Here is a 25,876-nt window from a genome sequence, read left to right as displayed (position 1 = left end):
CGACCCGATCCGCAGTGCGCAGTGAGGGTCTGGCCATCTCGCCGCAACTGCGGCACCTCTCATAATTAAGGAACGATCGATGTCCAATGTGTCGCAACGTCGTGCGCCTACGCGCGCGCTGGTGGTCCTGGGTGTTTCCGCGCTGACCTCGCTGCTGGCCGTGCCGGCGTTCGCCGGTCAGGTGAATCTGTCCGGGCTGGATTCGCAGCCCACGCTGGACCGTTTCATCGTCAAATACCGGGATGGCAGCAGTGCGTCGGTGAGCCCGACCTCGATGCGCGCATCGCTCAATTCCGTTGCCAGTGCGGTGCCGGCACGCGCCGGCCGGTCGCTGGGCCTGAACCATGTGCGTCGTACCGCGCTGGGGTCGGAAGTGCTCAAGACCACCCGTAGCCTGGACCGCGCCGAAGCCGAGACGCTGATGCGCCGGATTGCTGCCGACCCGGGCGTGGAGTAGTACGTTGAAGTCGACCAGATCATGTATCCGACGCTGACCCCGAACGACACGCGTCTATCCGAGCAATGGGGCTTCGGCACCACCGCATCGAGCATCAACGTGCGTCCGGCCTGGGACACCGCCACCGGTACCGGCGTGGTGGTCGCAGTGATCGACACCGGCATCACCAGCCATCCGGACCTCAACGCGAACGTGCTGCCGGGTTACGACTTCATCAGCGACGCGGCGCGGGCGCGCGACAACAACGGCCGTGACAACAATGCCGCCGACCAGGGCGACTGGCGCGCTGCCAATCAGTGCGGGACCGGCGTGCCGGCAGCCAATTCCAGCTGGCACGGCACCCACGTGGCCGGCACCATCGCTGCAGTGACCAACAACAGCACCGGCGTGGCCGGCACCGCGTTCAACGCGCGCATCGTGCCGATCCGTGCGCTGGGCCTGTGTGGCGGCACCACCTCCGACATCGCCGATGCGATCGTCTGGGCTTCCGGCGGCACGGTCTCGGGTGTTCCGGCCAATGCCAATCCGGCTGAAGTGATCAACATGTCGCTGGGCGGCAGCGGCACCTGTTCCAGCACCTACCAGAACGCCATCAACGGCGCGGTCTCGCGCGGCACCACCGTGGTGGTGGCGGCCGGCAACAGCAACGCCAACGTGGCCAACTTCACCCCGGCCAGCTGCGCCAACGTGATCTCGGTGGCCTCAATCACCTCGGCCGGCGCACGTTCCAGCTTCTCCAACTTCGGCACCACCATCGACATCTCCGGCCCGGGCTCGGCGATCCTGTCCACGCTCAATAGCGGCACCACCACCCCGGGCAGCGCCAGCTACGCGTCCTACAACGGCACCTCGATGGCGGCCCCGCATGTGGCTGGCGTGGTGGCGCTGGTGCAGTCGGCAGCGACCCGTCCGTTGACCCCGGCGGCGGTGGAGACCTTGCTGAAGAACACCGCGCGTCCGCTGCCGGGCGCCTGCTCGGGCGGCTGCGGTGCGGGCATCGTCAACGCGGCTGGCGCGGTTAGCCAGACCCCGTAACGCTGCGCTGACGACGCCGATGCCGGTGCTGTTGCCGGCATCACGTCGGGTCTGCCCCGACTGCACTGTCGGTGTTTTGAAACCTTCACTGCCCCGCTTCGGCGGGGCAGTGTGCGTTCGGGCATCGGCGATTGCCCGGCTGCGGGGCAGCGCCGACGGCAATGGCTGAACGAAGCGTTCGCCAGTGCAGGTTGGCCGCTTCAGTGCCGCGTGCGGCACGCCGATAGCCACCCCACGTGAGGCACGGCGGTATGCATGCCCACGCATGGGGCAGGGCGCATTGCAGTGGCGTTAGCGCGTTGCCATCCGGGTTGCCAGATCTTTGGGGAGGGATGGATTCATGTCGTATCACTCAGTTGGCGCACTGCGCCGCGCGGCGTTCGTCTGCGCATTGTCATGCACGTTTCATGCCGCCGCTGGCGAGGTCAATCTGCAAGGGTTGAGCTCCAGCAGCACCCATCAGCGCTTCATCGTCAGCTACAAGGACCGCCTCGGCAGCAGCCGGGCGACCGGCCTGTCTGCGCCCTGGCGCGACATCGCGCGCGCCGTGCCGGAAGCGCGCGGACGTGCGCTAGGTCTGTCGGCCACGCGCCGGCTCAGTACCGGCCCGATGCTGCTGGTGGCCGACCGCAAGCTGGACCGCGTGGATTCGGAAAGCCTGATGCGGCGTCTTGCCGCCGATCCGGCCGTTAAACGCGTGGAAGTAGACATCCTGATGCGGCCGTTGCTGGTGCCCAACGACCCGGGCGTACCGCAGCAGTGGGCGATGGGCGCGACCGCCGCCAGCCTCAACGTGCGCCCGGCCTGGGACCGTTCCACCGGCAAGGGCATCGTGGTGGCGGTGATCGACACCGGCATCACCAACCATCCGGACCTCACGGCCAACGTGTTGCCCGGCTACGACTTCATTATCGACCCTGCAATCGCGCGCGACGGCAATGCGCGCGATGCAACTGCCGCCGACCAGGGCGACTGGGCGGTGGCCAACGAATGCGGGCCCGGCGCATCGGCCTCCAATTCCAGCTGGCATGGCACGCATGTGGCGGGCATCGTGGCGGCGGTGGGCAACAACGCGGTGGGCGTTGTCGGCACTGCCTTCAATGCCAAGATCCTGCCGCTGCGCGTGCTGGGGCGATGCGGCGGCTACATGTCCGATATCGCCGATGCGATCGTGTGGGCGTCGGGCGGCAAGGTGAACGGCGTGCCGAACAATCCGAACCCGGCCACGGTGATCAATCTGTCGCTGGGCGGCTCCGGCACGTGCTCGACGACGTTGAGCAATGCCATCACCGCTGCGGTGACGCGCGGCAGCGCGGTGGTGGTGGCCGCCGGCAACAGCAATATGGATGTCTCCACCAGCGTACCGGCCAATTGCCCGAACGTGATCGCGGTGGCGGCCACCACCTCGTCCGGCGCCAAGGCCAGCTTCTCCAACTTCGGTAAGGGCGTGGATATCGCCGCGCCCGGGCAATCGATCGTGTCCACGCTCAATACCGGCACCACGGTACCGGGCAACGCGGCGTACGCGGTATACAGCGGCACCTCGATGGCGGCGCCGCATGTGGCGGGCGTGGTGGCGTTGATGCAGTCGGTGGCACTGAATCCGCTTACTCCGGCAACGGTGAAGGCCCTGCTCAAGAGCAGCGCACGGCCACTGCCGGTCGCCTGCCCCCAGGGCTGCGGAGCAGGGCTGGTAAATGCCGATGGCGCGGTGACGGCGGTGATCGATTCGACCACCTTGACCAGGAATGTGGCACGCACCGGGCTGAGCGCGGCGCTCTCCGATTCGCTGTATTACCAGGTCAACGTGCCGGCCGGCACGCGCTCGCTCAAAGTGACGCTTGCCGGTGGCAGCGGCAATGCCGACCTCTCTGTGCGGGCGGGCGCGCTGCCCACCGATGCGGCCTACAGCTGCCGCAGCATGCTGCCGGGCAATGGCGACAGCTGCACGCTGGCCGCGCCCGCAGCGGGCATCTATTACGTGCGCTTGAAGGCGACGCTGGGCTTTTCTGCGGTCAGCGTCACTGCGGCGTATTGAGCGATCACGGCGCGGTGGTGTTGCCGCGCCGGGCAGATGCTGAAACCTCTGGATCGCGAGCACTGGTCAGCGCACGCGCACGTGCGCTGCGACGTCGGTCAGAGGTCGCAGTGGTCGACTGCGATGCACACAGAAGTCTCACTGTCGGACGCGCGCATCGACCGGCGCGCGCGGCATCGTGGTGTATGCGCTCACTCGCACAGCAGGCAGGCGCGCCCAGTCAGTGCGTGCAACAGCTGGTCGCCCGGCAATTCCAGCAGCAAACCGCGTTGCCCGGCGTTGATCCACAGCGACGGTGCATCCAGCGCGGTGGCTTCGATCAGCACCGGCGTCTGACGTTGCTGCCCGAGCGGGCTGATGCCGCCGACCTTGTAACCGGTGCGACGTTCGGCATCGGCCACCTCCATCATGCCCGCCGACTTGCCGCCGTATGCGCTGGCCAATTTCTTCAACGACACCCGGCGATCGCATGGGATCACCACGCACACGGCCTGGTCGTCGACCCAGGCCATCAGCGTTTTCAGCACCGTATGCGGCGCCAGCCCCAGCGCGTTGGCCGCTTTCAATCCCTTCGCGTCGGCATCGGCCTGGTACGCGTAGGGATGCAGCACATAGGCCACGCCGGCCGCGTCCAATGCTGCGGTCGCGCGGGTCGCTTTGCTCATCGCTTCAGAGCGACTCAAAACGGTTGGCGGCGACGTTCTTGCGCACTTTTTCCGGATTCCAGATCCGCCCGTTCATGGCGATATACACGCCGGCCGGCAGCGACTGCACCGCGCCGACTGCGCAGCCGATATTGAATTCGGCATCCGAGCCGCGGAAGCGCGCCGGGTTGAGCGCGCCGGTCATCACGATGGTCTTGTCGGCGATCGATTGCAGCACCTTGCCGGTTTCCACCATCGAATCGGTGCCGTGGGTGATCAGCACATGGCGCGTCGGCTGGGCGGCGATGGTTGCGCGCACCAGCTCGCGGTCGGCAGCGTTGATGTGCAGCGAATCCTTGCGGATGATCGGGATCACCGAGAAGCGGAATGTCACGCCCAGTTCCTTGAGGATCTGGCCGATCTGCGGGTCGCCGATCTGGTAGTCCGATTTGTCGTCGAAGTAGATCTTGTCGATCGTGCCACCGGTGGTGACGATCAGGAGGTCTTCCATTGCTGGGAATCCTTAAAGCGGGTGATGCAGTGTGAGATGCAAACGAGACGTCCCATGCTGCGATGAAGCAGCCGGGCGACGCAGCATCGGCGCGGTGTAAAACGCGCGAGGGTCGCCATGATACGACCCCGGCGCGCGCGCTGCAGGACGCTGGGCTAGCGCGCTGCGCGCCGCTTGCCGAACCGTGCCGCCACGCCCGGGCCGCTGACCAGCGCCACCACCAGCAGGGCCAGCAGCAATTCCAGCCACGCCAGCCCACGCGCTTGCGGCTGGCTCCAGGCCGCCATCACGCCATGACTGAACCAGCCCAGCGCGAACACTCCTGCCCAGAACCGTGTGCGCGCACTGCGCAGCGCCAGCGCGGCCATCAATGCCGCCGGCAATGCGAACACCAGCAGCGCCGCGATGCGATGGCGGTCGTCGTGAAACCAGACCACGAACACCACCGCCAGCGCCAGCAGTGCGGCGGTCAGCAGCCAATGCAGGGCGCGCAGGCTCACGAGCTGGCCAGCCGCCGCGCGATATCGGCGACCCGGCGGCCGAGCGCGCGCGCCAGCAGGGCTTCGTCGTCACTGGGCTGCGGGTCGCCGCCAGCGCCGGAGACATGGCTGGCGCCATAAGGCGTGCCGCCGCTGGTGGTGTGGCTCAGCGCAGCTTCGGTAAACGGGATGCCAACGATCAGGCAGCCGTGATGCAACAACGGCAACTGCATCGACAACAGCGTCGATTCCTGGCCGCCGTGCATCGAGGCGGTGGAGGTGAACACGCCTGCCGGCTTGCCGGCCAGGGTGCCGCTGGCCCACTCGGCGCCCAGGCTGTCGAGAAAATGCTTCATCGGCGCGGCCATGTTGCCGAAGCGGGTCGGGCTGCCCAGCAGCAAGCCGCTGCAATCGGCCAGATCAGCCTTGTCTACATACGGCGCGCCATCGTCCGGCACCGGCGGGGCGCTGGTCTGGGTCACCGCCGCCACCGGCGGCACCGTGCGCAGCCGCGCGCTCATGCCGGGCACTTCGCCGATGCCGCGCGCGATCTGCCGCGCCAGCCGCGCCACCGAACCGCCACGGCTGTAATACAGCACCAGAATCTCCGCCATCGCGCATCTACCGCTTGTGTGAGTTGCCGCAGTATCGGCGATGGCGTGGTCGGGCTGCACGCCGCAGGTGCGACAAGGCCGCGATGACGGCGCATCGGGTACCCTTGTGCGATGTCGCGTGTGAACAAACTCCACCAATGGAAAGAACGTCTGCGCGACCGCGCGCGGACGGTCAGTTTCGGCCGCTTCCTGTGGCGCCGCTTTCTCGATGACCGCCTGTTCCAGGCCGCCGCCTCGCTCGCCTACACCACGGTGTTTGCGCTGGTGCCGCTGGCGATCGTGGTGTTCGGGGTGCTGTCGGCGTTTCCAGCCTTCAACGAATGGAAGGACGCGCTGACCGACTTCATCTTCAACAACTTCGTGCCCGGCGCGGCGCGCTCGGTGCAGAACTATCTCAACCGTTCGCTGGAAGATCTGGGCAAGTTCACCGTGGCCGGTATGGTCGCGCTGGTGGCCTCGTTGCTGATCACCCTGCACAGCATCGAGCAGACCTTCAACAGCATCTGGCGCGTGGCTGCCGCGCGGCCCAAGGTGACGCGTTTTTTGATTTATTGGACCGTGCTGACCCTGGGCACGATGCTGGCCGCCGCCTCGATGGCAATGGCCGCGTATGTGTTCGCGCTGCCGCTGTTCCGCACCACCGAAGGCCAGTGGCTGGCCGAATTCGCCTGGCGGCTGGCGCCGATGGCGGTGGAGTTCGTCTGCATCGTGCTGATCTACCGCGTGGTGCCGCAGCATGGGGTGCGCCTGCGGCATGCGCTGCCGGGCGCGCTACTGGCGGTGATCCTGATGGAGATCGTCAAATGGGGCTTCGGCTTCTATCTGGGCAATTTCCAGACCTATCAGCGCATCTACGGCGCGCTGTCGGCGCTGCCGATCCTGCTGTTGTGGATCTACCTGAGCTGGGTATCGGTGCTGCTGGGCGCCTCGCTGGCCTCCTCGATGGCTGCGTTTCGTTATCAGCCCGAAGCCATGCGCCTGCCGCCGGGCTTCGAGATCTATGGTTTGTTGCGCTTGCTCGGCCGTTTTCGGCAGGCGCGTATCCACGGCAACGGGCTCGACGAAGACCGCATCCTGGCACTGGAACCCATGCTCACCGACACGCTGATGCAGGAGCTGCTATGCGAGCTCAAACGCATCCGCCTGTTGCGTCGCGACGAGCGCGGCCAATGGTTGCTGGCGCGCGATCTGGATGTGGTGCCGCTGGCCGAACTCTACGAAAGCTGCCAACTGCGCGTGCCGATCGAAGACCGCCCGTTGCCGTGTCGCGACGATGCCTACGGACAGGCCGCCGCCGCTGCGCTGGAACAATTGCGTCAACCGCTGCGCAGCGTGCTGGCGCAACCGGTCGGCGACCTCTACACCCACCTTCCCGGAGATCTTCCATGACCCTGCGCCTTGTGCGCGGCGCCTGTGCGCTGCTGTTGCCGCTGTTGTTGATGACCGCCTGCAAGCCTGCCAACGAGAGCACGCCCGCAGCCGACACCAGTAGGGCGCCTGCAGCGACCACCCAGGCGCCGGACAAGCCGGCTGCGGCCGCTGACCCGGCAGCTGCGCCCGATACGTCGGTGGTGCAGCAGACCGCCGAGATGCCCAAGCTGTCGCTGCCCACCGTCACCGGCGAGGCTTACGACCTGGCCGCACATCGCGGCAAATGGGTGGTGGTCAACTTCTGGGCCACCTGGTGCGCACCCTGCCTGAAGGAGATGCCCGAGCTGTCGGCGCTGCACACCATGCGCGACAGCATCGAAGTGGTGGGCCTGGCCTACGAAGACATCAGCAGCGCCGACATGCAGGCGTTTTTGAAGGACCACCCGGTGTCGTATCCGGTGGCCATCCTCGACCCCTACCAGCCGCCACAGGACTTCGCCACGCCGCGCGGCTTGCCGATGACCTATCTGATCGGCCCGGACGGCAAGGTCGCCAAGCAGTTCCTCGGCCCGGTGACCGCACGCGACATCGAAACGGCGGTCGGCATCACCGGCAAGGCCGGCTGATGCAGGCCGCGTGCTTCGTCGTCACCGGCGTGGTGCAGGGCGTGTGGTTTCGCGCCTCCACCCGTGAGCGCGCGGTTGCACTGGGCCTGCGCGGACATGCGCGCAATCAGGCGGACGGCAGCGTGGAAGTGGTCGCCGTCGGCACCGCTGCTGCAGTGGACGCGCTGGAACGCTGGCTCTGGCAGGGTCCGCCAGCGGCTGAGGTCGCAGCGGTGACGCGCACGCCCTGCGCACCACCGCCGACTGAAGAATTTGTAACTGGCTGAGCAATCGCCGTTGGAGCAGGGCAACAGACTTGCATGGCCTCGCCGATAACCCTCTCAACGCGATCACAGCGTGCAGGGGGAATGTATGGCCGCTTCATCTCAAGACCGCAATGACAGGCACGCTCTGCCTGCACACCGCCGCAATCGTCAACTGACGCAGCTGGCGCCGTGGTTGTATCTCGGCGTGTTGCTGGGCAGCGGCTGGCTGTTGTTCCAGCAGCCGCAGACCCGCGTGCTGCAACCCGGGCAGGCGGCCACCAGCTGGCTGCTGGCCTGGACCTTCGGCGGCATCGTGATCGGCGCGGTGCTGTGGAGCCTGCGGCTGGCACGCGACGGTCTGGGTCAGACGTCTTCGGCCAGTTATCCCTTGTCCGCACGTCTGCCCGATTCGTGGACAGACGCCTACGCCGCCTTGTTGCGTCCGGCCACTGCCGCGCCGCTCGCCGCGCCCAGGCCCGACCCGGCCGACACGCAGCGTGGCGCAGCCTGGCACCGCTTCGGCGGCGGCATGCTCAGCGTGGAAAACTTCGATCCCAACGATGCTACCCGTGCGCCGTGGGATAACCTGGATGCGCAGACCTGCATCGCCCGTCTGGACGATGTGCGCCCGGCCTGGCAGAACGCCACCGCCAACCGCGCGCTGCAGCAGGAGCGTCGCTACTGGCTGGATGTGGTGCTGTCGCTGCTCGATCATGGCGTCACCCGCCCGCTGCAGGACGGCTATCTGCCCGATACCGCCACGCTGCGTACCGAGCGCTTCCTGCTTGGCGCCGACGCCGGCCCGATCGTGCTGGCCGAGGTGCCGGCGCTGTTCGCACGCCGCCTGGCGCTGGCCATCGACACCATGCCGACCCCGCAGCGCGAGGCCGCCGGCGTGCAATGGCGTCTATTGCAGCAACTGCATGGCCTGGTCGCCGAAAGCCGCATGCTGGACGAGCGTTCGCAGATCATCCAGGTGTTGGCGTGGAATCCGGACGTGGATCTGGATCAGGTCGAAGTGGCCTACATCCTGGCCGCCGAGTATCGCCAGGGCATGCGCGACTGGCTGCGCCGCGCCGCACTGGTGCGGTTGCCCGATAGCGCGCTACGCCTGGACGAGGTCTTGCTGTCCTCGTGCAGCCCGCTCGGCGCGCAAGCAGACGACGTCGATTACATCGAAGCGATGCGCCCGCTGCACCGCGGTTTCATGCAGCTGTTCAGTCAGCGCCTGAGCCAGTTGGTGCTGCAGGCCGAGCAGGCCGAACGTCAAGCCGGTCTGTACCCATTGCCGCGTGCCACCGCTGCCAGCGACGAGCTCTCTCAGGACTGGCCGGCGTAATCGTCGATCGGTTCCAGCACGCCGTAACGTTCCTTGTGCGGCTTGCCGTCCAGTGGCGGCAGCTGCAACGTGTCATCGGGCACCGCGGTGTCCGGGAGCCGATCCAGCAGATTGCGGATCAGGCTCAAACGGCCGCGCTTCTGGTCGTTGAAATCCACCAGCGTCCACGGCGCGTCCGGCGTATGCGTCACCTCGAGCATGCGCTCGCGCGCAGCGGTGTAGTCGTCGTACTTGCTGCGTGACTGCAGATCCACCGGCGACAGCTTCCAGCCCTTGAGCGGATCTTCCTGGCGTTCGGCAAAGCGCTGTTCCTGCTCGGCCTGATCCACGCACAGCCAATACTTGAACAGCAAAATGCCGTCGTCGACCAGCAGTTGTTCTAAGCGCGGCGCCTGCTCAAGAAACGCCTCGTATTGGGCGTCGGTGCAGTAGCCCATCACCCGTTCCACGCCGGCGCGATTGTACCAGCTGCGATCCATCAGCACCAATTCGCCGGCCGCCGGCAGATGCGCCACATAGCGCTGGAAATACCACTGCGTGCTTTCGCGATCGTTGGGTGTCGGCAGCGCCACCACCCGGCATTGGCGCGGATTGAGGTGGCTGGCGATGGTCTGGATCACACCGCCCTTGCCGGCCGTGTCGCGGCCTTCCACCAGCACCAGTGCGCGCTGGTTGGTATGCCGCAGCCAGCGCGCCATGTTGACCAGTTCAAGCTGCAGCGGTGCCAGCAGTTTTTTGTAGTCCTTGCGTTTCAGGTGCGACATGCGCGTTCCAACAGCGATGGAGCGCGCAGGCTATTCGCCCAGACGTGGACGCAGTGTCGCCAGATTGCAGGGCTTGGTGCGCGCATCCAGTTGTGCACGCACGATCTTTTCCCACGCCGTGCGGCAGGCCGAGGTGGAGCCGGGCAGGCAGAACACGAAGCTGTGATTGGCCAGGCCTGCGAATGCGCGCGACTGCAATGACGAGGTGCCGATTTCCTCGACGCTGATGGCGCGAAACAATTCGCCGAACCCGGGCATGGTCTTGTCCAGCAACGGCGTGATCGCCTCCGGCGTGCTGTCACGGCCGGTGAAGCCGGTGCCGCCGGTGATCAGGATGCCGTCGACCTGCGCATCGGCAATCCAGTTCGAGACGATCGCGCGCATGCGGTAACGATCGTCCGGGCATAACGCGCGTTCGTGCAGCAGGTGACCGTCGTGAGTGAGGGCCTCGACCAGATAATCGCCGGAGCGGTCATCGGCCAGGCTGCGGCTGTCGGACACCGTCAGCACGCACAGGTGCAAGGGAATGAAGTCGAGATTGGAAGGCATGCCGCCAGCCTAGCGAGCCTGGACGGCCGGGTACAGCAGTACGGCGTGAAGCCGCACAAAGTCAGTCGCAGAGGATCCGCTGATACTGGCAGTTAGCAACTGACAGTTCGTGGCAAATCGATAAGCCGCTCTCCCTGGGGGCGAGAAGGCACAGCTTGCGCGCCACTGGTGTGCGTGCCGCCGAGCGCCCACGCCGCAAGGTTGGACGCCCCTCTCCCTCAGGGAGAGGGGTTGGGGTGAGGGTACGGCGAAGCACGATGCCTGTCGGTACTGGCTTCGGTCGGTACTAGCTTCGGCAAGAGGCAGCAGCGCGGCCGGGGATCGGCTCCTCGGCTCGGTCAGACATCCTGTCTGACTCGCCGCCGCGGCACATCCCTGTGCCGCTCTCCGCCAATCCCCGGCCACGCTGCCGCCTCGGCGCGTTATTGCTGTGACTTACGTTGTTGCCGTGGCTTGGAAAGTGTGGAGCAAAGAAAGTTTTGAGTAGCTTACTGACGAGTCGCTCTAGAGCCCCTCTCCCGCTGGGAGAGGGGTTGGGGTGAGGGTACGGCGGAAGAAAGCTATCTATTTTGAAAGCAAAAAGCCCGCGCTAAATTCCCAACCAACCATGACGCCGCGCGAGTGCCTGCAACAACTCACCAAAATCATCCGCAAACCCGTCCATCTCAAACACCCCAGACTCCCGCCGCAGCACATCCACCCGCTCACGCAACGCATCCAGCGCCGCCGGATCACTCGCCAACGCCACCGCCTTGGCAACAAACGCGGCATCGTCCGCCACATTCATCTCATCCAACCCAAGATGATGATTCAAGCTGCCAGCGACCCGCGCAGCAAACGTCTCCCCAGGCGTCGTCAACACCGGGCAACCCGCCCATAACGCATCCGATGCGGTGGTATGCGCGTTGTAAGGATGCGTATCCAAAAATAAATCCGCATGCCGGTAGCGCGCCAGATACTGCGGATGCGGCAACTTCGGCATGAATACTAGGCGTTGCGCATCCACGCCTTGGGCCTGCGCCACCGCACGCAGACGCGCGTCGGCCTCACCTGGCCCGGACAACAACCACAGCACGCTGCTCGGTACCGCGCGCAGCACCGCCAGCATGCGCATCATGCTGCGCGGATTGAGCTTGTAGCTATTGTTGAAGCAGCAAAGCACCACGCCCTGCTCGGGTAGACCGCACTGCATACGCGAAGGCGGTTCGGCAACTACGCGTGAGGTGTCCGATGGCTGAAATGCACCTCGCAAGCGCAACACCTTCTCGCTGTAAAACGGCTCCAGCGACGGCGGTAGCGCAAACGCATCGCCCAGCACGTAGTCCATCCACGGCGCGCCCGAGGTGCCCGGATACGCCAGCCAGTTGAGTTGCACCGGCGCTGGCCGCAGCGCGAACACTTCCGGTCGCCCGCCGCCGCCCCAGCCGCGTAGATCGAACAGCAGATCAATGCCCTGGTCGCGGATGTGCTGCGCAGTGGCCAGATGCCCGAGCGCGGTGACATCGTGCAAGGCCGTGGCCTGCGCCAGGCGCGCGCGAATTTCGCTGCGGTCATCATGGCTGGTCGCAAACAGATGCAGGTGCAAGGTCGGCTGACGCCGCTGCAGCGCTTCGAATAACGCCACTGTCAGCAAGCCGGTGGGATGTGCACCAAACCCATTGGAGACGAAGCCGACCCGCAACGCGCCCTGGCGGCGCACGGCAGTCGGTGGTAGCGGGCGCAGGACGGAAGCAATTGCCTGCGCGCGCGTTCGTGCACACCCGAGCTGTTCGGCAGCGCTGGCGTCCTCGCTCAGGAAGGCGAACGGTTCGACCGCCGCAACGCCCTGCGCCACGGCGGCACGCACCTGCGCAGCCAGCGCATCCAGCTCGCGCCAATCGCACAGGCGGCGGCGCCAGTTGAGCAGTTGCGCAGTGATGTAGGGCTCGTCGGGCAGCAAGTGATGTGCACGCGTATACGCGGCCGCCGCAGCTTCGGCCTGGCCCGCGTCTTCCAATGCATGCCCAAGCCACAATGCGATGCCCGGATGCTGTGGCACCAGGTCCGATGCCTGCTGCAACAACGACGCTGCTTCTGCATGCCGTTGCTGCGCCCAGCGCACCCGTCCAAGCCGCGCCACCGCTTCCGGATGGCCCGGATGCAGTGCAATTGCACGTTGCACCGCGGCTTCGCCGGCAGCGATCGCGCCCATGCCGAGTTCGGCATCGGCCAGCATCAGCCAGGCGATGAAATCGCCGGGCTGGTGTCGCACCGCCTCGCGCAGCTGAAGCAGCTCGCGCGGGACCTGTGCACTCACGGGCTGTCGCTCAACCGCGCCAGTTCGTCGGCCTGGTGTTCGTGCAGTAAGCGTGCGATCAAGGCATCCAGATCGCCTTCGATGATGTTGGGCAGGTCGTACAACGTGAGGCCTTCCACGCGGTGGTCGGTGATGCGGCCCTGCGGGAAGCTATAGGTGCGGATGCGTTGGCTACGGTCGCCGCTACCTACCTGCAATTTGCGCGTCTGCGCTTCGGCCGCTGCGGCCTTGCTGCGTTCGGCTTCAACCAATTGCGCCTTCAGTCGCTTCATCGCCTTGTCACGATTGGCGTGCTGGCTGCGCTCGGTCTGGCATTCCACCACCACGCCGCTGGGCACATGGGTGATGCGGATCGCCGATTCGGTCTTGTTGACGTGCTGGCCGCCTGCGCCGGACGAGCGAAAGGTATCGACCTTCAAATCCGCCGGATTGATCACGATCTCTTCCACATCGTCGGCTTCGGGGATGATCGCCACCGTCGCCGCCGAGGTATGGATGCGGCCCTGCGATTCGGTGGCCGGCACGCGCTGCACGCGGTGCGTGCCGGATTCGAACTTCAGCCGCGAATACGCACCGCGCCCGACCACGCGTGCCACCACTTCCTTGTAGCCGCCGTGTTCGCCGGGACTATCGGATTCGATTTCCACCTTCCAGCCCTGACGCTCGGCATAGCGCGCGTACATGCGGAACAGATCGCCGGCAAAGATTGCCGCCTCGTCGCCGCCGGTGCCGGCGCGCACTTCCAGAAACAGATTGCCTTCGTCGCGCGGGTCGCGCGGTACCAGCAGCAGGGCCAGCTGCGCGTCCAGCTCGTCCAGGCGTGCCTGTGCGGCAGCGATTTCCTCTTCGGCCAGCTCGCGCATTTCCGGATCGTTGCGCATGGCTTCGGCCGCGCTCAGATCGGCCTTGGCGCGCGCTTCGTCTTCCAGGGCGACGGCCAACGGCTCCAGTTGCGACAGCTCGCGCGACAGCGTGCGGAACTTGTCGTTGTTGCTCACTACCTCGGGGTCGGAGAGCAGGTGCTGCAGTTCTTCGCGGCGCTCGGCCAGCGCTTCGAGCTTACGGCGCAGGGTCGGCGTCATCAGTCCTCACGATCGGGGTAGTTACAGGGGGATGTTGGTAACCGGGTTTTTCCGGAAACAGCCGGTCGGCCGCGCTGGTCAGTTCCAGGTCGTTGTTGAGCGCCGCATCGCGTAATGCGGCAGTTGGCGGATGCAGCAAGCGGTTGGTCAGCGCATGCGCCAGTTGTTCCAGGACTTCATCGGCTGGCTTGCCGTTATTCAATTGCTGGCGCGCCTTGGCCAGCAATTCGTCGCGGGTGCTGTCGCCGAACGCGCGCAGCCGTTTGAGCGGCGCCTGGCGCGCGTTGGCCTGCACCGTTTCGACATAGCGCGCGACCTGCAGATCGATGATCGCCTCGGCCTGGTCGGCGGCCTCGCGGCGGCCGCGGCGGTTGTCTTCCACCGCGCGTTCCAGGTCGTCCACTGTGTACAGGTAGGCGTCGCCGAGCTTGGCCACCGAGGCCTCGATATCGCGCGGCACTGCCAGGTCGAACAACAGCATCGGCTTGCGTTTGCGCGCGCGTAGCGCCTGTTCCACCTGCACCCGGGTCACGATCGGCTCGCGTGCGGCGGTAGCCGAAAACACCACGTCGGCCTCGGCCAGATGGCGGTCCAGATCGGTCAGCGGCAACGCATAGCCGCCGTGCTGGCTCGCCAGCGTCTGCGCATGTGCAAGGGTGCGGTTGGCGATCAGCAAGCGGCGCACGCGGCCTTCGCTCAGATGTTTGGCGGCCAGCTCGATGGTTTCGCCAGCGCCGATCAGCAGCACGGTGGATTCGTTGAGCCGCGCGAAGGCCTCCTGCGCCAGCCGCACCGCAGTGGAGGCCACCGAGACCGGATTGGCGCCGACACGGGTGTCGGTGCGCGCACGCTTGGCCACCGAGAAGGTCTGCTGAAACAGGCGGTCCAGCCCGCTGCCCAGCGCGCCGTGCGCACGCGCCACCGCCCAGGCGTCCTTCACCTGACCCAGAATCTGCGGCTCGCCCAGCACCATCGAATCCAGCCCGGTGGCGACGCGAAACAGATGCCGCACCGCCGCTTCTTCCTGATGCTGATACAGATAACCGCTCAAGCCCGGCGCATGCGTCTCCAGCCAGGTCACCAGGCTGTGCGGGTCGTCGGCCATCGCGTACAGCTCGGTGCGGTTGCAGGTGGACAGCAACGCGGCCTCGCGCACCTGCGGCAACGCGCGCAAGGATTTGAGCGCGCGCGGCAGCGCCTCACCTGCGAACGCCGCGCGTTCGCGCAGGTCCACAGGTGCGGTCTGGTGATTCAGTCCGAGCACCCACAACGTCATTGTTCAGTTGCTTGCGATAAGCTGGCGGCCATTCAGGGCCCCATTTTACGGCCCGGTTGCCCCCGATGCCTGTACCGATTCGCATCCTGAGTGTTCTTTTGCTGGTAGCAGTCTCCGCCAACGCCATTGCAGCACCCAAAAAAGCTCCGCCCACGCCGCCGACCAGCAGCGCCGGCACCACGTCGCTGGAACCCGTGCTCGCTGGTGAATTCGCCTTGCAGGCCGGGCAGTTGGACGATGCCGCCCGCGCCTATCTGGACGCGGCCAAGGCCGAAGCCGGCGACGCCGGGCTGGCCGAACGCGCCGCCCGCATCGCCATGCTGGCCAACGACGATGCCCGGGCGGTCGAAGCCCTGGCGCTGTGGCGCGCGCGTGCGCCGTCGTCGATGGCCATGCGCAGCACCGAAGCCTCGCTGGCCCTGCGCCGCAACGACCTGCGCACCGCACGCCGCGATCTGCTTGGCCTGCTCAAGGAGCCCGACCCACGCGGCTGGCGCTTCGCCCTGATTGCCCTGGCCAATGGCGGACGCGAGCCGGAAGCTTCTGCCGATGCGCTCGAAGACCTGGTTAAGGCCGGCGCCATTCCCAATCAGATCGAGGCCTGGCAGGAATTCGGCCGGCTCGCCCTGCGCATGGAGCGCCCGGCGCTGGCCAAGCGCATCGTCGACGAAGTGGTGCGCCGCTTCCCCGAAGAGCCGCGCGTGGCCTTGTTGCACGCCACTCAGCTGCAGCAGGAAGGCAAGAACGACGAAGCGCTGGCGCTGCTGAAGAACATCGAGCCGCAGGCGGTGAAGGACTCCGAGCTGCGTGGTGCGCTGGCATTCGCCTACGACGCCATGGGCCAGACCGAGGCGGCTGCACGAGTGCTCTCGACCGGGCCGCAGGACACCCAGACCTACGGGCTGCGTGCCTCCATGCTCGCCAAGGAAAAAGACCGCACCTCGCTGGAGGCGCTGTACGGCGAGCTCAAGCGCAACGCCACCAAGCCCGATCCGGACCGTCGCCTGCTGCTCGGCAAGATCGCCGAGTTCCTCAAGCGTTACGACGAAGCAGTGGAGTGGTATCGCGGCGTGCCCGGCGGCCCGCAGCTGAGCGAAGCGCGTCTGCGCGCGGCCAGCGCACTGTACGAACTGGGCCGCAAGCCCGAGGCGCTTGCCGAAGCCCGCGCGCTGCAGGGCGATGCCAGCGCCGACGATGATGCGCGTCGCGACGCCTATGTGCTCGAAGCCGAGCTGCACCAACGTGCCGGCGATGCACCGGGGGAACTGGATGCTTTCGAGCGCGGCCTGGCTGCATACCCGGACGACGGCGCGCTGCTGTACGCCCGCGGCCTGGCCTGGGAACGCCGCGACGACGTCCCCCGTGCCGAGGCCGATCTGCGCAAGATCCTGGTCGCCGAGCCGGAAAATGTCGGGGCCCTCAACGCGCTGGGCTATACCCTGGCCGACCGCACCACCCGTTACAAGGAAGCGCTGGCGCTGATCGACCGCGCCCGCACTGCCGATCCGGACAACCCGGCTATCGTCGACAGCTACGGCTGGGTGCTGTACCGCATGGGTCGCCTCAAGGAAGCCCTGGTGCAGCTGCGCCGCGCCTGGGCGCTGGTCAAGGACCCGGAAATCGCCGCGCATGTCGGCGAAGTGCTGTGGGTCAGCGGCAAGCAGGACGAGGCACGGCGCTATTTCGATGAAGCGCGCCGTCTCGATCCCGACAACCGCGCGCTGCAACGCGCCGTGGAAAAGTTCGGGCTATGAGGGGTGGTGTAGTCCGCACACTGGCCCTGAGCGGGCTGGTGCTTGCAGGCTTGTCCGGCTGCGTCAGCGTGCCGCGCGGGCAGGGCAGTGGTGCGGCCGTGGTCGAGCAGGTCTCCGATAGCGCGCGTCAGGCCGAAGCCGCACGTCAGGCTTGGCTGCAGGCGCACCCGAACTGGTCGTTCCAGGGCCGCGTGGCGATCAGCAAGGGCAGCAATGGCGGCAGCGGCCGCATCGACTGGCAGCAGGACGGCCCGCGCTATCGCGTGCAGCTCAGCGCGCCGGTGACCCGGCAGAGTTGGGTGCTCACCGGCGACACCACCACCAGTGCCGGGCGTTTGGAAGGCCTGGAAGGCGGCCCTCGCAGCGGTGCCGACGCCGAGCAGGTATTGCTGGAAGCAACCGGATGGACCATCCCGGTCAACCAGATGCCCGATTGGGTGCGCGCACTGCGGATCGCCGATGCGGGCGCAGAGCGCGTGGATCTGGATGCCGCCGCCCGCCCGCGCACCGTGCAGCAGGACGGTTGGACGATCGACTTTCTCGCCTGGGCGCCGGCCAGCGCCGGCCAGCCCGAGCTGCCGCAGCGCATCGAAGCCCGCAACGGCGAAGCCAAGGTGCGCCTGCTGGTCGACCAATGGACGGTCTCGCCCTGATGTCAGCGTTGGAAGCGGGCTGGTCGGCGTGGCCTGCGCCGGCCAAGCTCAATCTGTTTTTGCAGATCGTCGGCCGTCGCGCCGATGGCTATCACCTGCTGCAAACCGTGTTCCGGCTGCTGGACTGGGGGGACACCATTCATCTTTGTCTGCGCAGCGACGGCCTGATCCGGCGCATCGGCGACAGTCTGCCCGGCGTGGCCGAGGACGATGACCTGGTGATCCGCGCCGCGCGCCTGCTGCAGCCCAGCGCTGGCGCGCAGGCCGGCGCCGACATCCGGGTCGACAAACGCATCCCTGCCGGCGGCGGTTTCGGCGGCGGGTCGTCGGATGCGGCCACCGTGCTGGTCGCGCTCAATGCCTTGTGGGGACTGGGTTTGCCGGTCAATGCCCTGGCCGAGCTGGGCCTGCGCCTTGGCGCCGACGTGCCGGTGTTCGTGCGCGGACACAACGCCTGGGCCGAGGGCATCGGCGAACAACTGACCCCGATCAGCCTCTCGAAAGCCTCCTATGTGCTGGTCGATCCAGGCATTCACGTGCCCACACCTGTTTTATTTCGATCACAGGAATTGACGCGGGATGCTGCGCCCGTGAAAATAGCGGACTTCGCTTCGGGTTCTCTGCTCGACAATGCGTTCGAGCCGGTCCTCCGGCGCCGTGAACCCGCCATCGAGGCGGTGTTCCAGGCGCTTTCCAGGATCGGGACGCCGCGTTTGACCGGGTCAGGGAGCGGTTGTTTCGTCGAATTCGCCACGCGCGCTGCTGCAGAGCAGGCCTTGGCGCAGTTGCCGGACAACCTGAGGGCGTGGGTCGTGGAAGGTGCAGCGCACTCGCCACTGCTCGACGCACTGGACGCGAGACAAGTTTGATGCAGGGGCGTCGCCAAGAGGCCCAAGGCACCAGGTTTTGATCCTGGCATTCGTAGGTTCGAATCCTACCGCCCCTGCCATTTTATGCAGGTCCCTCTGCAACAGCCGTACATGCAGTTCCCTCTGCAACAGCCCGCACATCCATGTGCGGGGATTGAAGAAAAAGCCCGGCATCAGGTCGGCTCCATCCCGCTCCACCATCGACCCGCACGCTCTTCGCCGCCGCCCGAGAGATCTCATGCAAGACCAACGTAATCTGCTGGTGTTCTCCGGCAATGCCAACAAGCCGCTTGCCAAGAGCATCTGCAAGGAGCTTGGCGTTCGCATGGGCAAGGCGCTGGTCACGCGCTTTTCCGATGGTGAAGTGCAGGTCGAAATCGAAGAGAGCGTGCGCCGGCAGGAAGTGTTCGTCATCCAGCCGACCTGCGCGCCAAGCGCCGAAAACCTGATGGAGCTGCTGGTGCTGATCGACGCGCTCAAGCGCGCCAGCGCCGCGTCGGTGACTGCGGTGATTCCGTACTTCGGTTACTCGCGCCAGGACCGCCGCATGCGTTCCTCGCGCGTGCCGATCACCGCCAAGGTCGCCGCCAAGATGATCTGCGCGATGGAGGCCGACCGCGTGTTGACGGTCGATCTGCATGCCGACCAGATCCAGGGCTTTTTCGATGTGCCGGTCGACAACGTCTACGCCTCGCCGCTGCTGCTGGCCGACATCTGGCGCGCTTACGGCACCGACAACCTGATCGTGGTCTCGCCGGACGTGGGCGGTGTGGTGCGCGCGCGCGCCGTCGCCAAGCGTCTGGACGATGCGGACCTGGCCATCATCGACAAGCGCCGTCCGCGCGCCAATGTCGCCACGGTGATGAACATCATCGGCGACGTGCAGGGCAAGACCTGCGTGCTGGTGGACGATCTGGTCGATACCGCCGGCACCTTGTGTGCAGCCGCTGCAGCGCTGAAGCAGCGCGGTGCGCTCAAGGTCGTGGCCTACATCACCCACCCGGTGCTGTCCGGCCCGGCGGTGGACAACATCAACAATTCGCAGCTCGACGAGCTGGTGGTCACCGACACGATTCCGTTGAACGAAGCCGCGCGCACCTGCGCCAAGATTCGTCAGCTGAGCGTGGCCGAACTACTGGCCGAGACCATTCGCCGCATCGCCTTTGGCGAGTCGGTCAGCTCGCTCTACGTCGACTGATCCTCTCATTCGGTGCCCGGTTCTCCGGGTGCCTGCACGACGTCTCACCTGGTCGCGGGTGAGACGCTTCATCGCCGCGAGGCGATATTCCAAACCAGGTAGTAAATCAAATGGCAAAGACACACGAAATCAAGGTCGAGCGCCGCGCGAACGAGGGGAAGGGTGCGAGCCGCCGCCTACGTCACGCTGGCGTCATTCCGGCCATCGTCTACGGTGGCGAACTCGAGCCGGTCAGCATCCAGCTCAACCACGAGCAGATCTGGCTTGCCCAGCAGAACGAGTGGTTCTACTCGTCGATCCTCGACCTGAACCTCAATGGCGACGTGCAGCAGGTCCTGCTGCGTGACATGCAGCGCCATCCGTTCAAGCAGCTGATCATCCACATCGACTTCCAGCGCGTCAGCGCCAACGAGAAGCTCAGTGCCGCTGTGCCGCTGCACTTCGTCAACGAAGCAACCTCGCCGGCCGGTAAGTCCAGCGAAGTGGTCGTGACCCACGAACTGAACGAAGTTCAGGTCGTCTGCCTGCCGAAGGATCTGCCGGAGTTCATCGAAGTGGACCTCGGTGCCCTGGAAGTTGGCAACGTGATCCATCTGTCCGAGATCAAGCTGCCGGCCGGTGTGGAAATTCCGGAGCTGAAGCTGGGCAAGGAGCACGACGTGGCGGTGGTTGCTGCCAAGCACGTGCGCATCGAAGAAGAAGACGCTGCCGGTGAAGAAGGTAGCGAAGGCGCCGAGACCAAGTAATCCGTCGGCCGATCCCTCGCACTGCGCGGGGGATCGGCTGCGGTGACTGGCATGTCTGCACTCCGCCTGATTGTGGGACTCGGGAATCCCGGTCCGGAACACGCGCAAACCCGGCATAACGCCGGGTTTCGTTTCGTCGACGCCCTCGTCGAGCGCCATGGCGCGCGCTGGGGGCTGGATGCCAAGTTGTTCGGCGAGACCGCAAAGGTCGAGATCGCCGGTCAACCGGTCTGGCTGCTCAAGCCGGCCACCTTCATGAATCTCAGCGGCAAATCGATCACCGCCGCGTTGCGGTTCTGGAAGGTCGAGCCGGAACAGCTGCTCGTTGCACACGACGAACTGGATCTGGCGCCGGGCACTGCGCGGCTCAAGTTCGATGGTGGCCACGGCGGCCAGAACGGTCTGCGCGATACCATCCGCCTGCTGGGGCACGGCAAATTTCACCGCTTGCGTGTCGGCATTGGTCATCCCGGTCACAAGGATCGCGTGGTGCCATGGGTGCTGGGACGGGCAGGGTGCGACGACGATGCGGCGATTGGTACTGCAGTGGACGCCGCCATCGATGTGCTGCCGCTGGCAATGGAAGGGAATTTCAACGAGGCGATGAAGCGGCTGCATACCAGTAAGGACGCGTGATTGGGGATTGGGGATTTGCGGCCATGCGGCATTGCGAATCTCCAATCCCGAATTCCAAATCCCGGACGTGCACCATGGGTATCAAATGCGGCATCGTCGGCCTGCCCAACGTCGGCAAGTCGACCCTGTTCAATGCGCTGACCAAGGCCGGCATCGCTGCGGCCAATTTCCCGTTCTGCACCATCGAGCCGAACGTCGGCATCGTGCCGGTGCCGGATCTGCGGCTGAACCAGCTGGCTGAGATCGTCAAGCCGCAAAAGCTGATCCCGACCGCGGTCGAGTTCGTCGATATCGCCGGCCTGGTGGCGGGTGCGGCCAGCGGCGAGGGGTTGGGCAACAAGTTCCTGGCGCACATCCGCGAAGTCGATGCGATCACCCACGTGGTGCGTTGCTTCGAGAACGACGACGTCATCCATGTGAACAACAAGGTCGATCCGATCGCCGATATCGAAACCATTGATACCGAGCTGGCATTGGCCGATCTGGATAGCGTGGAAAAGGCACTCAACCGTGCCGAGCGCAGTGCCAAGGGCGGCGACAAGGATGCAGCGGCACGCAAGCCGGTGCTGGCCAAGTTGCAGGCCGCGTTGGCCGATGGCAAGGCCGGCCGCGCAGCCGGTCTGGACGAAGAAGAAAAAGCGCTGGTGCGCGATCTGTTCCTGCTCACGCTCAAGCCGGTGATGTACATCGCCAACGTGCTCGAAGACGGTTTCGAGAACAACCCGCACCTGGATGCGGTGCGTGCGCATGCAGTGACCGAAGGTGCCGAAGTGGTGCCGGTCTCGGCAGCGATCGAAGAAGAACTGTCGCAGCTCGACGACGAAGATCGCGATACCTTCCTGGCCGACCTGGGCCTGGCCGAGCCTGGCTTGAATCGCGTCATTCGCGCGGCCTACAAACTGCTTGGCCTGCAGACCTACTTCACCGCAGGCGTCAAGGAAGTCCGCGCGTGGACGGTCAAGGCCGGCTCCACTGCGCCGCAGGCGGCAGCGGTGATTCATACCGATTTCGAGAAGGGCTTCATCCGCGCCGAGACGATTGGTTTCGACGACTTCATCAAGTACCGCGGCGAAACCGGCGCGCGCGATGCCGGTCGTCTGCGGCTGGAAGGCAAGGAATATCGCGTCAAGGAAGGCGATGTGCTGCACTTCCGCTTCAACGTCTGAGCGGGTACGCGCGGCCCGCATGGCTGCGCACATTCAGGCGTGACAAATAGTGCGAAATTTTTGTTGACACTGCTTGTCTCCCACAACAAAATAGCGGGCTGCTTCACCCCGAACCGAATCGCTTCATCGCGCCCCGGTCCGGTAGTAAAAGCTGGAGGGATACCCAAGCGGCCAACGGGGGCAGACTGTAAATCTGCTGGCTTACGCCTTCGGTGGTTCGAATCCACCTCCCTCCACCAGTTTCATGTTGTGTCTTGCAGTTCCCGGCGCGGGAGTAGTTCAACGGTAGAACCTCAGCCTTCCAAGCTGATGGTGCGGGTTCGATTCCCGTCTCCCGCTCCATTGAACGTAAATGCATGGCATAATGCAAAACTCGCTCACGTAGCTCAGTCGGTAGAGCACCTCCTTGGTAAGGAGGAGGTCGAAGGTTCGATTCCTTTCGTGAGCACCATTACTCAATCGTCTTCAACTCCAAACGATTACCGAGACACGCACCCATGGCAAAAGCTAAATTTCTTCGCGAAAAGCTGCACGTTAACGTTGGCACCATCGGTCACGTCGACCATGGCAAGACCACGTTGACCGCTGCGCTGACCAAGATCGGTGCCGAGCGTTTCGGTGGCGAGTTCAAGGCGTACGACGCGATCGACGCAGCGCCGGAAGAGAAGGCGCGTGGTATCACGATCTCGACCGCACACGTTGAGTATGAGTCCGCAGTGCGCCATTACGCGCACGTCGATTGCCCCGGCCACGCTGACTACGTCAAGAACATGATCACCGGTGCAGCGCAGATGGACGGTGCGATCCTGGTGTGTTCGGCCGCCGACGGCCCGATGCCGCAGACCCGTGAGCACATCCTGCTCTCGCGTCAGGTCGGTGTGCCGCACATCGTCGTGTTCCTGAACAAGGCCGACATGGTCGACGACGCCGAGCTGCTTGAGCTGGTCGAGATGGAAGTGCGTGAGCTCCTGAGCAAGTACGACTTCCCGGGCGACGACACTCCGATCATCCACGGTTCGGCCCGCCTGGCGCTTGACGGCGATCAGAGCGAAATCGGTGTGCCGGCGATCCTGAAGCTGGTCGAAGCCCTGGATACCTTCATCCCGGATCCGACCCGCGACGTCGATCGTCCGTTCCTGATGCCGGTCGAAGACGTGTTCTCGATCTCGGGTCGTGGCACCGTGGTGACCGGTCGTATCGAGCGCGGCATCATCAAGGTTGGCGACGAAATCGAAATCGTCGGTATCCGCGACACGCAGAAGACCACCGTCACCGGCGTGGAAATGTTCCGCAAGTTGCTGGACCAGGGTCAGGCAGGCGATAACGCCGGTCTGCTGCTGCGCGGCACCAAGCGTGACGACGTGGAGCGCGGCCAGGTGCTGTGCAAGCCGGGTTCGATCAAGCCGCACACCGAGTTCGAAGCCGAAGTCTACGTGCTGTCCAAGGATGAGGGTGGCCGTCATACCCCGTTCTTCAAGGGCTACCGTCCGCAGTTCTACTTCCGCACCACCGACATCACTGGCGCCTGCCAGCTGCCGGAAGGCGTGGAGATGGTGATGCCGGGCGACAACGTGAAGATGGTCGTGACCCTGATCAACCCGGTCGCGATGGACGAAGGTCTGCGCTTCGCGATTCGTGAAGGTGGCCGTACCGTCGGCGCCGGCGTGGTTGCCAAGATCATCAAGTAAGTGCCTGCATCCAGTCGCCTCGCGGCGGCTGGATTCAAACGAATGGCGGGCCGGCTGAACCTCGGTCCGCCTTCGTTGTCTTAGGGTTTGCGGTAAACGAGTACATACGCCAGTAGCTCAATTGGCAGAGCAGCGGTCTCCAAAACCGCAGGTTGGGGGTTCGAGTCCCTCCTGGCGTGCCACTCCTCTTTCCGGCCCAGTAATTCGGGTCAGATCGGTAACTAGAGCCGGATGAATAGCAAAATCGAGCCTTCCAAAAGCGCGTCTGCTGCCAGCGCTGATATCGTGAAATACGTCATCTCCGCGCTCCTGGTGATCGCGGGGTTGTTTGTGTGGTTCTGGTTTTCTGCGCCTGAACGTGCAACCCAGTTTGGGGCCTGGACGCCGCAATTGCGCGCGCTGGCTGTGATCGTTGGGTTGGCGGCAGGTACGTTTGTGTTTCTGGGGACCGGCAAAGGCCGCGAAACCCGTGAATTCATGTCCGAATCCAGGTTCGAGTTGCGCAAGGTGGTCTGGCCGACGCGCCAGGAAGCCATCCGTACCACCTGGGTCGTGATTGTTGTTGTGATCATTCTGAGTTTGCTGTTGGGCGGCTTCGATTTCGTCATCCAGAAGCTCACGCAGTGGTTCCTGGCTCGTTGAGGAGAATCAAGCAGTGAAGCGTTGGTATGTCGTTCACGCCTATTCAGGCTTTGAAAAATCTGTTGCGCAGGCCTTGCGCGACCGCATCGTACGCGCCGAGATGGATGAGCGTTTCGGTGATGTGCTGGTGCCGACCGAAGAAGTCATCGAGATGCGCGCCGGCCAGAAGCGTCGGTCTGAGCGCAAGTTCTTCCCCGGCTATGTGCTGGTTCAGATCGAGACGCACGAAGAAGCCGGTATCCCGCGTATCGACAATGAAAGCTGGCACTTGGTGAAGGAAACTTCCAAGGTGATGGGTTTCATTGGTGGCACGGCCGACCGCCCGTTGCCGATTCGCGACGAAGAGGCGGATGCAATCCTGCAGCGTGTGCAGGACGGTGTCGAGAAGCCGCGTCCGAAGGTGTTGTTCGAGCCGGGTCAGATGGTGCGCGTCACCGATGGCCCGTTCAACGACTTCAATGGAGTTGTTGAAGAAGTCAATTACGAGAAGAGCCGGCTGCGGGTTGCCGTACTCATCTTTGGTCGCTCCACGCCGGTCGAGCTCGAGTTCGGTCAGGTCGAGAAGGGCTGACCCATCGGGTGCTGCCTAGGCACCCGCAACAATTGCTGCTATAGTGCGCGGCTCGCTCACCTGGCGAACCGCCGGGAAATAATGGCTGCCGCATGGCAGCCATCTGCGTGTTACCAGAAACGTGAAGCCGGGACACGTGATTTCCCGGTCCGATGGGGAGCCTGTCGTCAAGGCGCTAGCACCCGGAGAGTGTCGAAATGGCTAAGAAAATACTTTCGTATATCAAGTTGCAGGTCAAGGCCGGTCAGGCCAACCCTGCGCCGCCGGTGGGCCCTGCGCTGGGTCAGCGCGGTCTGAACATCATGGAGTTCTGCAAGGCGTTCAATGCAGCGACCTCCAAGCTGGAGCCGGGTCTGCCGACGCCGGTGATCATCACCGCGTATTCCGACCGTACCTTCACCTTCGTAACCAAGAGCACCCCGGCCAGCGTGCTGCTCAAGAAGGCTGCAGGCGTGACCTCCGGCTCCAAGCGCCCCAACACCGACAAGGTGGGCAAGGTGACGCGCAAGCAGCTGGAAGAGATCGCCAAGGTCAAGGAAGCCGATTTGACGGCGGCCGAGCTGGAAGCGGCAGTGCGTACGATTGCGGGTTCTGCCCGCAGCATGGGTTTGACGGTGGAGGGCTAAG

At 65.1% G+C, this 25,876-nt stretch carries 25 protein-coding genes, 5 tRNA genes and 1 pseudogene; 22 read left to right on the top strand and 9 right to left on the bottom strand.

Translation table 11 applies throughout. From position 1 onward, the window contains the following. Positions 1-79: 79 nt before the first annotated feature. Both ABS769_RS11270 and ABS769_RS11265 read left to right on the top strand, forming a co-directional pair. Positions 80-1,492 (top strand): annotated as a pseudogene (locus ABS769_RS11270) (S8 family peptidase). 340 nt (positions 1,493-1,832) lie between these two features. Further along, positions 1,833-3,530 (top strand): S8 family peptidase, encoded by a 1,698-nt coding sequence (locus ABS769_RS11265; protein WP_317061765.1) that lies wholly within the window; start codon positions 1,833-1,835, stop codon positions 3,528-3,530. 191 nt (positions 3,531-3,721) lie between these two features. Here the strand turns inward: ABS769_RS11265 and ybaK are convergent, their stop codons facing one another. The 4 genes from ybaK to wrbA all read right to left on the bottom strand — a co-directional run bounded on the left by ybaK (position 3,722) and on the right by wrbA (position 5,778). Further along, the gene (ybaK, locus tag ABS769_RS11260; protein ID WP_317061764.1) at positions 3,722-4,195 is read right to left on the bottom strand and encodes a Cys-tRNA(Pro) deacylase; all 474 of its coding nucleotides are present in this window, start codon (positions 4,193-4,195) and stop codon (positions 3,722-3,724) included. Between the two features lie 4 nt (positions 4,196-4,199). Beyond that, complete coding sequence (locus ABS769_RS11255; protein WP_006451623.1) at positions 4,200-4,685, bottom strand: asparaginase domain-containing protein; 486 nt, start codon at positions 4,683-4,685, stop codon at positions 4,200-4,202. Between the two features lie 155 nt (positions 4,686-4,840). Further along, positions 4,841-5,185, bottom strand: a complete 345-nt coding sequence (locus ABS769_RS11250; RefSeq protein ID WP_317061762.1) for a DUF2069 domain-containing protein — start codon at positions 5,183-5,185, stop codon at positions 4,841-4,843. Continuing rightward, entirely contained in the window at positions 5,182-5,778 is a 597-nt protein-coding gene (gene wrbA, locus ABS769_RS11245; RefSeq protein ID WP_317061761.1) for an NAD(P)H:quinone oxidoreductase, read from the bottom strand. The genes ABS769_RS11250 and wrbA overlap by 4 nt, the downstream gene beginning before the upstream one ends. A gap of 111 nt (positions 5,779-5,889) precedes the next feature. On the opposite strand from wrbA, the gene ABS769_RS11240 reads away from it, so the two are divergent. The 4 genes from ABS769_RS11240 to ABS769_RS11225 all read left to right on the top strand — a co-directional run bounded on the left by ABS769_RS11240 (position 5,890) and on the right by ABS769_RS11225 (position 9,359). Beyond that, complete coding sequence (locus ABS769_RS11240) at positions 5,890-7,167, top strand: YihY family inner membrane protein (protein ID WP_102252733.1); 1,278 nt, start codon at positions 5,890-5,892, stop codon at positions 7,165-7,167. After that, entirely contained in the window at positions 7,164-7,775 is a 612-nt protein-coding gene (locus ABS769_RS11235) for a TlpA family protein disulfide reductase (RefSeq protein WP_317061757.1), read from the top strand. The genes ABS769_RS11240 and ABS769_RS11235 overlap by 4 nt, the downstream gene beginning before the upstream one ends. Further along, complete coding sequence (locus ABS769_RS11230; protein WP_317061756.1) at positions 7,775-8,041, top strand: acylphosphatase; 267 nt, start codon at positions 7,775-7,777, stop codon at positions 8,039-8,041. Before ABS769_RS11235 ends, ABS769_RS11230 begins: the two co-directional genes overlap by 1 nt. 85 nt (positions 8,042-8,126) lie before the next feature. Next, the gene (locus ABS769_RS11225; RefSeq protein ID WP_317061755.1) at positions 8,127-9,359 is read left to right on the top strand and encodes a hypothetical protein; all 1,233 of its coding nucleotides are present in this window, start codon (positions 8,127-8,129) and stop codon (positions 9,357-9,359) included. Here ABS769_RS11225 and ppk2 read toward each other — a convergent pair. From ppk2 to hemA, 5 genes are all read right to left on the bottom strand, one after another. Next, a complete protein-coding gene (ppk2, locus tag ABS769_RS11220; RefSeq protein WP_317061754.1) occupies positions 9,341-10,123 on the bottom strand; it encodes a polyphosphate kinase 2 in 783 nt (260 codons plus the stop codon). The two genes, ABS769_RS11225 and ppk2, sit on opposite strands and share 19 nt — an antisense overlap. A 30-nt stretch (positions 10,124-10,153) precedes the next feature. Further along, complete coding sequence (gene moaB, locus ABS769_RS11215) at positions 10,154-10,672, bottom strand: molybdenum cofactor biosynthesis protein B (RefSeq protein ID WP_023902806.1); 519 nt, start codon at positions 10,670-10,672, stop codon at positions 10,154-10,156. A gap of 589 nt (positions 10,673-11,261) precedes the next feature. Further along, on the bottom strand, positions 11,262-12,968 hold the full coding sequence (locus ABS769_RS11210; RefSeq protein WP_317061752.1) for a tetratricopeptide repeat protein: 1,707 nt from the start codon (positions 12,966-12,968) through the stop codon (positions 11,262-11,264). Next, positions 12,965-14,050 (bottom strand): peptide chain release factor 1, encoded by a 1,086-nt coding sequence (prfA, locus tag ABS769_RS11205; RefSeq protein ID WP_115039894.1) that lies wholly within the window; start codon positions 14,048-14,050, stop codon positions 12,965-12,967. Before prfA ends, ABS769_RS11210 begins: the two co-directional genes overlap by 4 nt. Next, positions 14,028-15,326, bottom strand: coding sequence for a glutamyl-tRNA reductase (hemA, locus tag ABS769_RS11200; RefSeq protein ID WP_317061751.1), 1,299 nt, complete (start codon positions 15,324-15,326; stop codon positions 14,028-14,030). The genes prfA and hemA overlap by 23 nt, the downstream gene beginning before the upstream one ends. 65 nt (positions 15,327-15,391) lie before the next feature. On the opposite strand from hemA, the gene ABS769_RS11195 reads away from it, so the two are divergent. The 16 genes from ABS769_RS11195 (at position 15,392) to rplK (ending at position 25,875) form a co-directional block, all read left to right on the top strand. Continuing rightward, positions 15,392-17,080, top strand: a complete 1,689-nt coding sequence (locus ABS769_RS11195; RefSeq protein ID WP_043908883.1) for a tetratricopeptide repeat protein — start codon at positions 15,392-15,394, stop codon at positions 17,078-17,080. Next, positions 17,077-17,733: a lipoprotein insertase outer membrane protein LolB gene (lolB, locus tag ABS769_RS11190; protein WP_317061750.1), complete on the top strand. Its 657-nt coding sequence runs from the start codon at positions 17,077-17,079 to the stop codon at positions 17,731-17,733. The genes ABS769_RS11195 and lolB overlap by 4 nt, the downstream gene beginning before the upstream one ends. Next, on the top strand, positions 17,715-18,602 hold the full coding sequence (ispE, locus tag ABS769_RS11185) for a 4-(cytidine 5'-diphospho)-2-C-methyl-D-erythritol kinase (RefSeq protein WP_317061749.1): 888 nt from the start codon (positions 17,715-17,717) through the stop codon (positions 18,600-18,602). Before lolB ends, ispE begins: the two co-directional genes overlap by 19 nt. Before the next feature lie 3 nt (positions 18,603-18,605). Next, positions 18,606-18,682, top strand: a tRNA-Gln gene (locus tag ABS769_RS11180). A gap of 158 nt (positions 18,683-18,840) precedes the next feature. Further along, positions 18,841-19,800 carry a ribose-phosphate diphosphokinase gene (locus ABS769_RS11175; RefSeq protein WP_006450614.1) on the top strand — a complete coding sequence of 320 codons (960 nt, stop codon included), beginning with the start codon at positions 18,841-18,843 and terminating at the stop codon, positions 19,798-19,800. A 110-nt stretch (positions 19,801-19,910) separates the two neighbouring features. Further along, positions 19,911-20,546 (top strand): 50S ribosomal protein L25/general stress protein Ctc, encoded by a 636-nt coding sequence (locus ABS769_RS11170; RefSeq protein ID WP_023902813.1) that lies wholly within the window; start codon positions 19,911-19,913, stop codon positions 20,544-20,546. A 51-nt stretch (positions 20,547-20,597) separates the two neighbouring features. Continuing rightward, entirely contained in the window at positions 20,598-21,182 is a 585-nt protein-coding gene (gene pth / locus ABS769_RS11165) for an aminoacyl-tRNA hydrolase (RefSeq protein WP_317061747.1), read from the top strand. A gap of 74 nt (positions 21,183-21,256) precedes the next feature. Further along, on the top strand, positions 21,257-22,348 hold the full coding sequence (gene ychF, locus ABS769_RS11160; protein WP_043888972.1) for a redox-regulated ATPase YchF: 1,092 nt from the start codon (positions 21,257-21,259) through the stop codon (positions 22,346-22,348). A 153-nt stretch (positions 22,349-22,501) separates the two neighbouring features. Further along, a tRNA-Tyr gene (locus ABS769_RS11155) sits at positions 22,502-22,587 on the top strand. A 29-nt stretch (positions 22,588-22,616) separates the two neighbouring features. Beyond that, positions 22,617-22,690 (top strand) — tRNA-Gly (locus ABS769_RS11150). Between the two features lie 33 nt (positions 22,691-22,723). Beyond that, positions 22,724-22,799, top strand: a tRNA-Thr gene (locus ABS769_RS11145). Positions 22,800-22,845: 46 nt separating this feature from the next. Continuing rightward, positions 22,846-24,036 (top strand): elongation factor Tu, encoded by a 1,191-nt coding sequence (tuf, locus tag ABS769_RS11140; RefSeq protein ID WP_108350190.1) that lies wholly within the window; start codon positions 22,846-22,848, stop codon positions 24,034-24,036. A gap of 106 nt (positions 24,037-24,142) precedes the next feature. Next, a tRNA-Trp gene (locus ABS769_RS11135) sits at positions 24,143-24,218 on the top strand. 49 nt (positions 24,219-24,267) lie between these two features. Beyond that, positions 24,268-24,678 carry a preprotein translocase subunit SecE gene (gene secE, locus ABS769_RS11130; protein WP_317061746.1) on the top strand — a complete coding sequence of 137 codons (411 nt, stop codon included), beginning with the start codon at positions 24,268-24,270 and terminating at the stop codon, positions 24,676-24,678. A gap of 13 nt (positions 24,679-24,691) precedes the next feature. After that, positions 24,692-25,249 carry a transcription termination/antitermination protein NusG gene (gene nusG, locus ABS769_RS11125; RefSeq protein ID WP_317061745.1) on the top strand — a complete coding sequence of 186 codons (558 nt, stop codon included), beginning with the start codon at positions 24,692-24,694 and terminating at the stop codon, positions 25,247-25,249. Between the two features lie 197 nt (positions 25,250-25,446). Next, entirely contained in the window at positions 25,447-25,875 is a 429-nt protein-coding gene (rplK, locus tag ABS769_RS11120; RefSeq protein ID WP_023902817.1) for a 50S ribosomal protein L11, read from the top strand. Position 25,876: the final 1 nt, after the last annotated feature.

The organism is Xanthomonas hortorum (assembly GCF_040279205.1).
GTDB classification, from domain to species: Bacteria; Pseudomonadota; Gammaproteobacteria; order Xanthomonadales; family Xanthomonadaceae; genus Xanthomonas; species Xanthomonas hortorum_F.
Note: the sequence above shows the minus strand (reverse complement) of the source record. Positions and strands in the feature narration are given on the sequence as shown.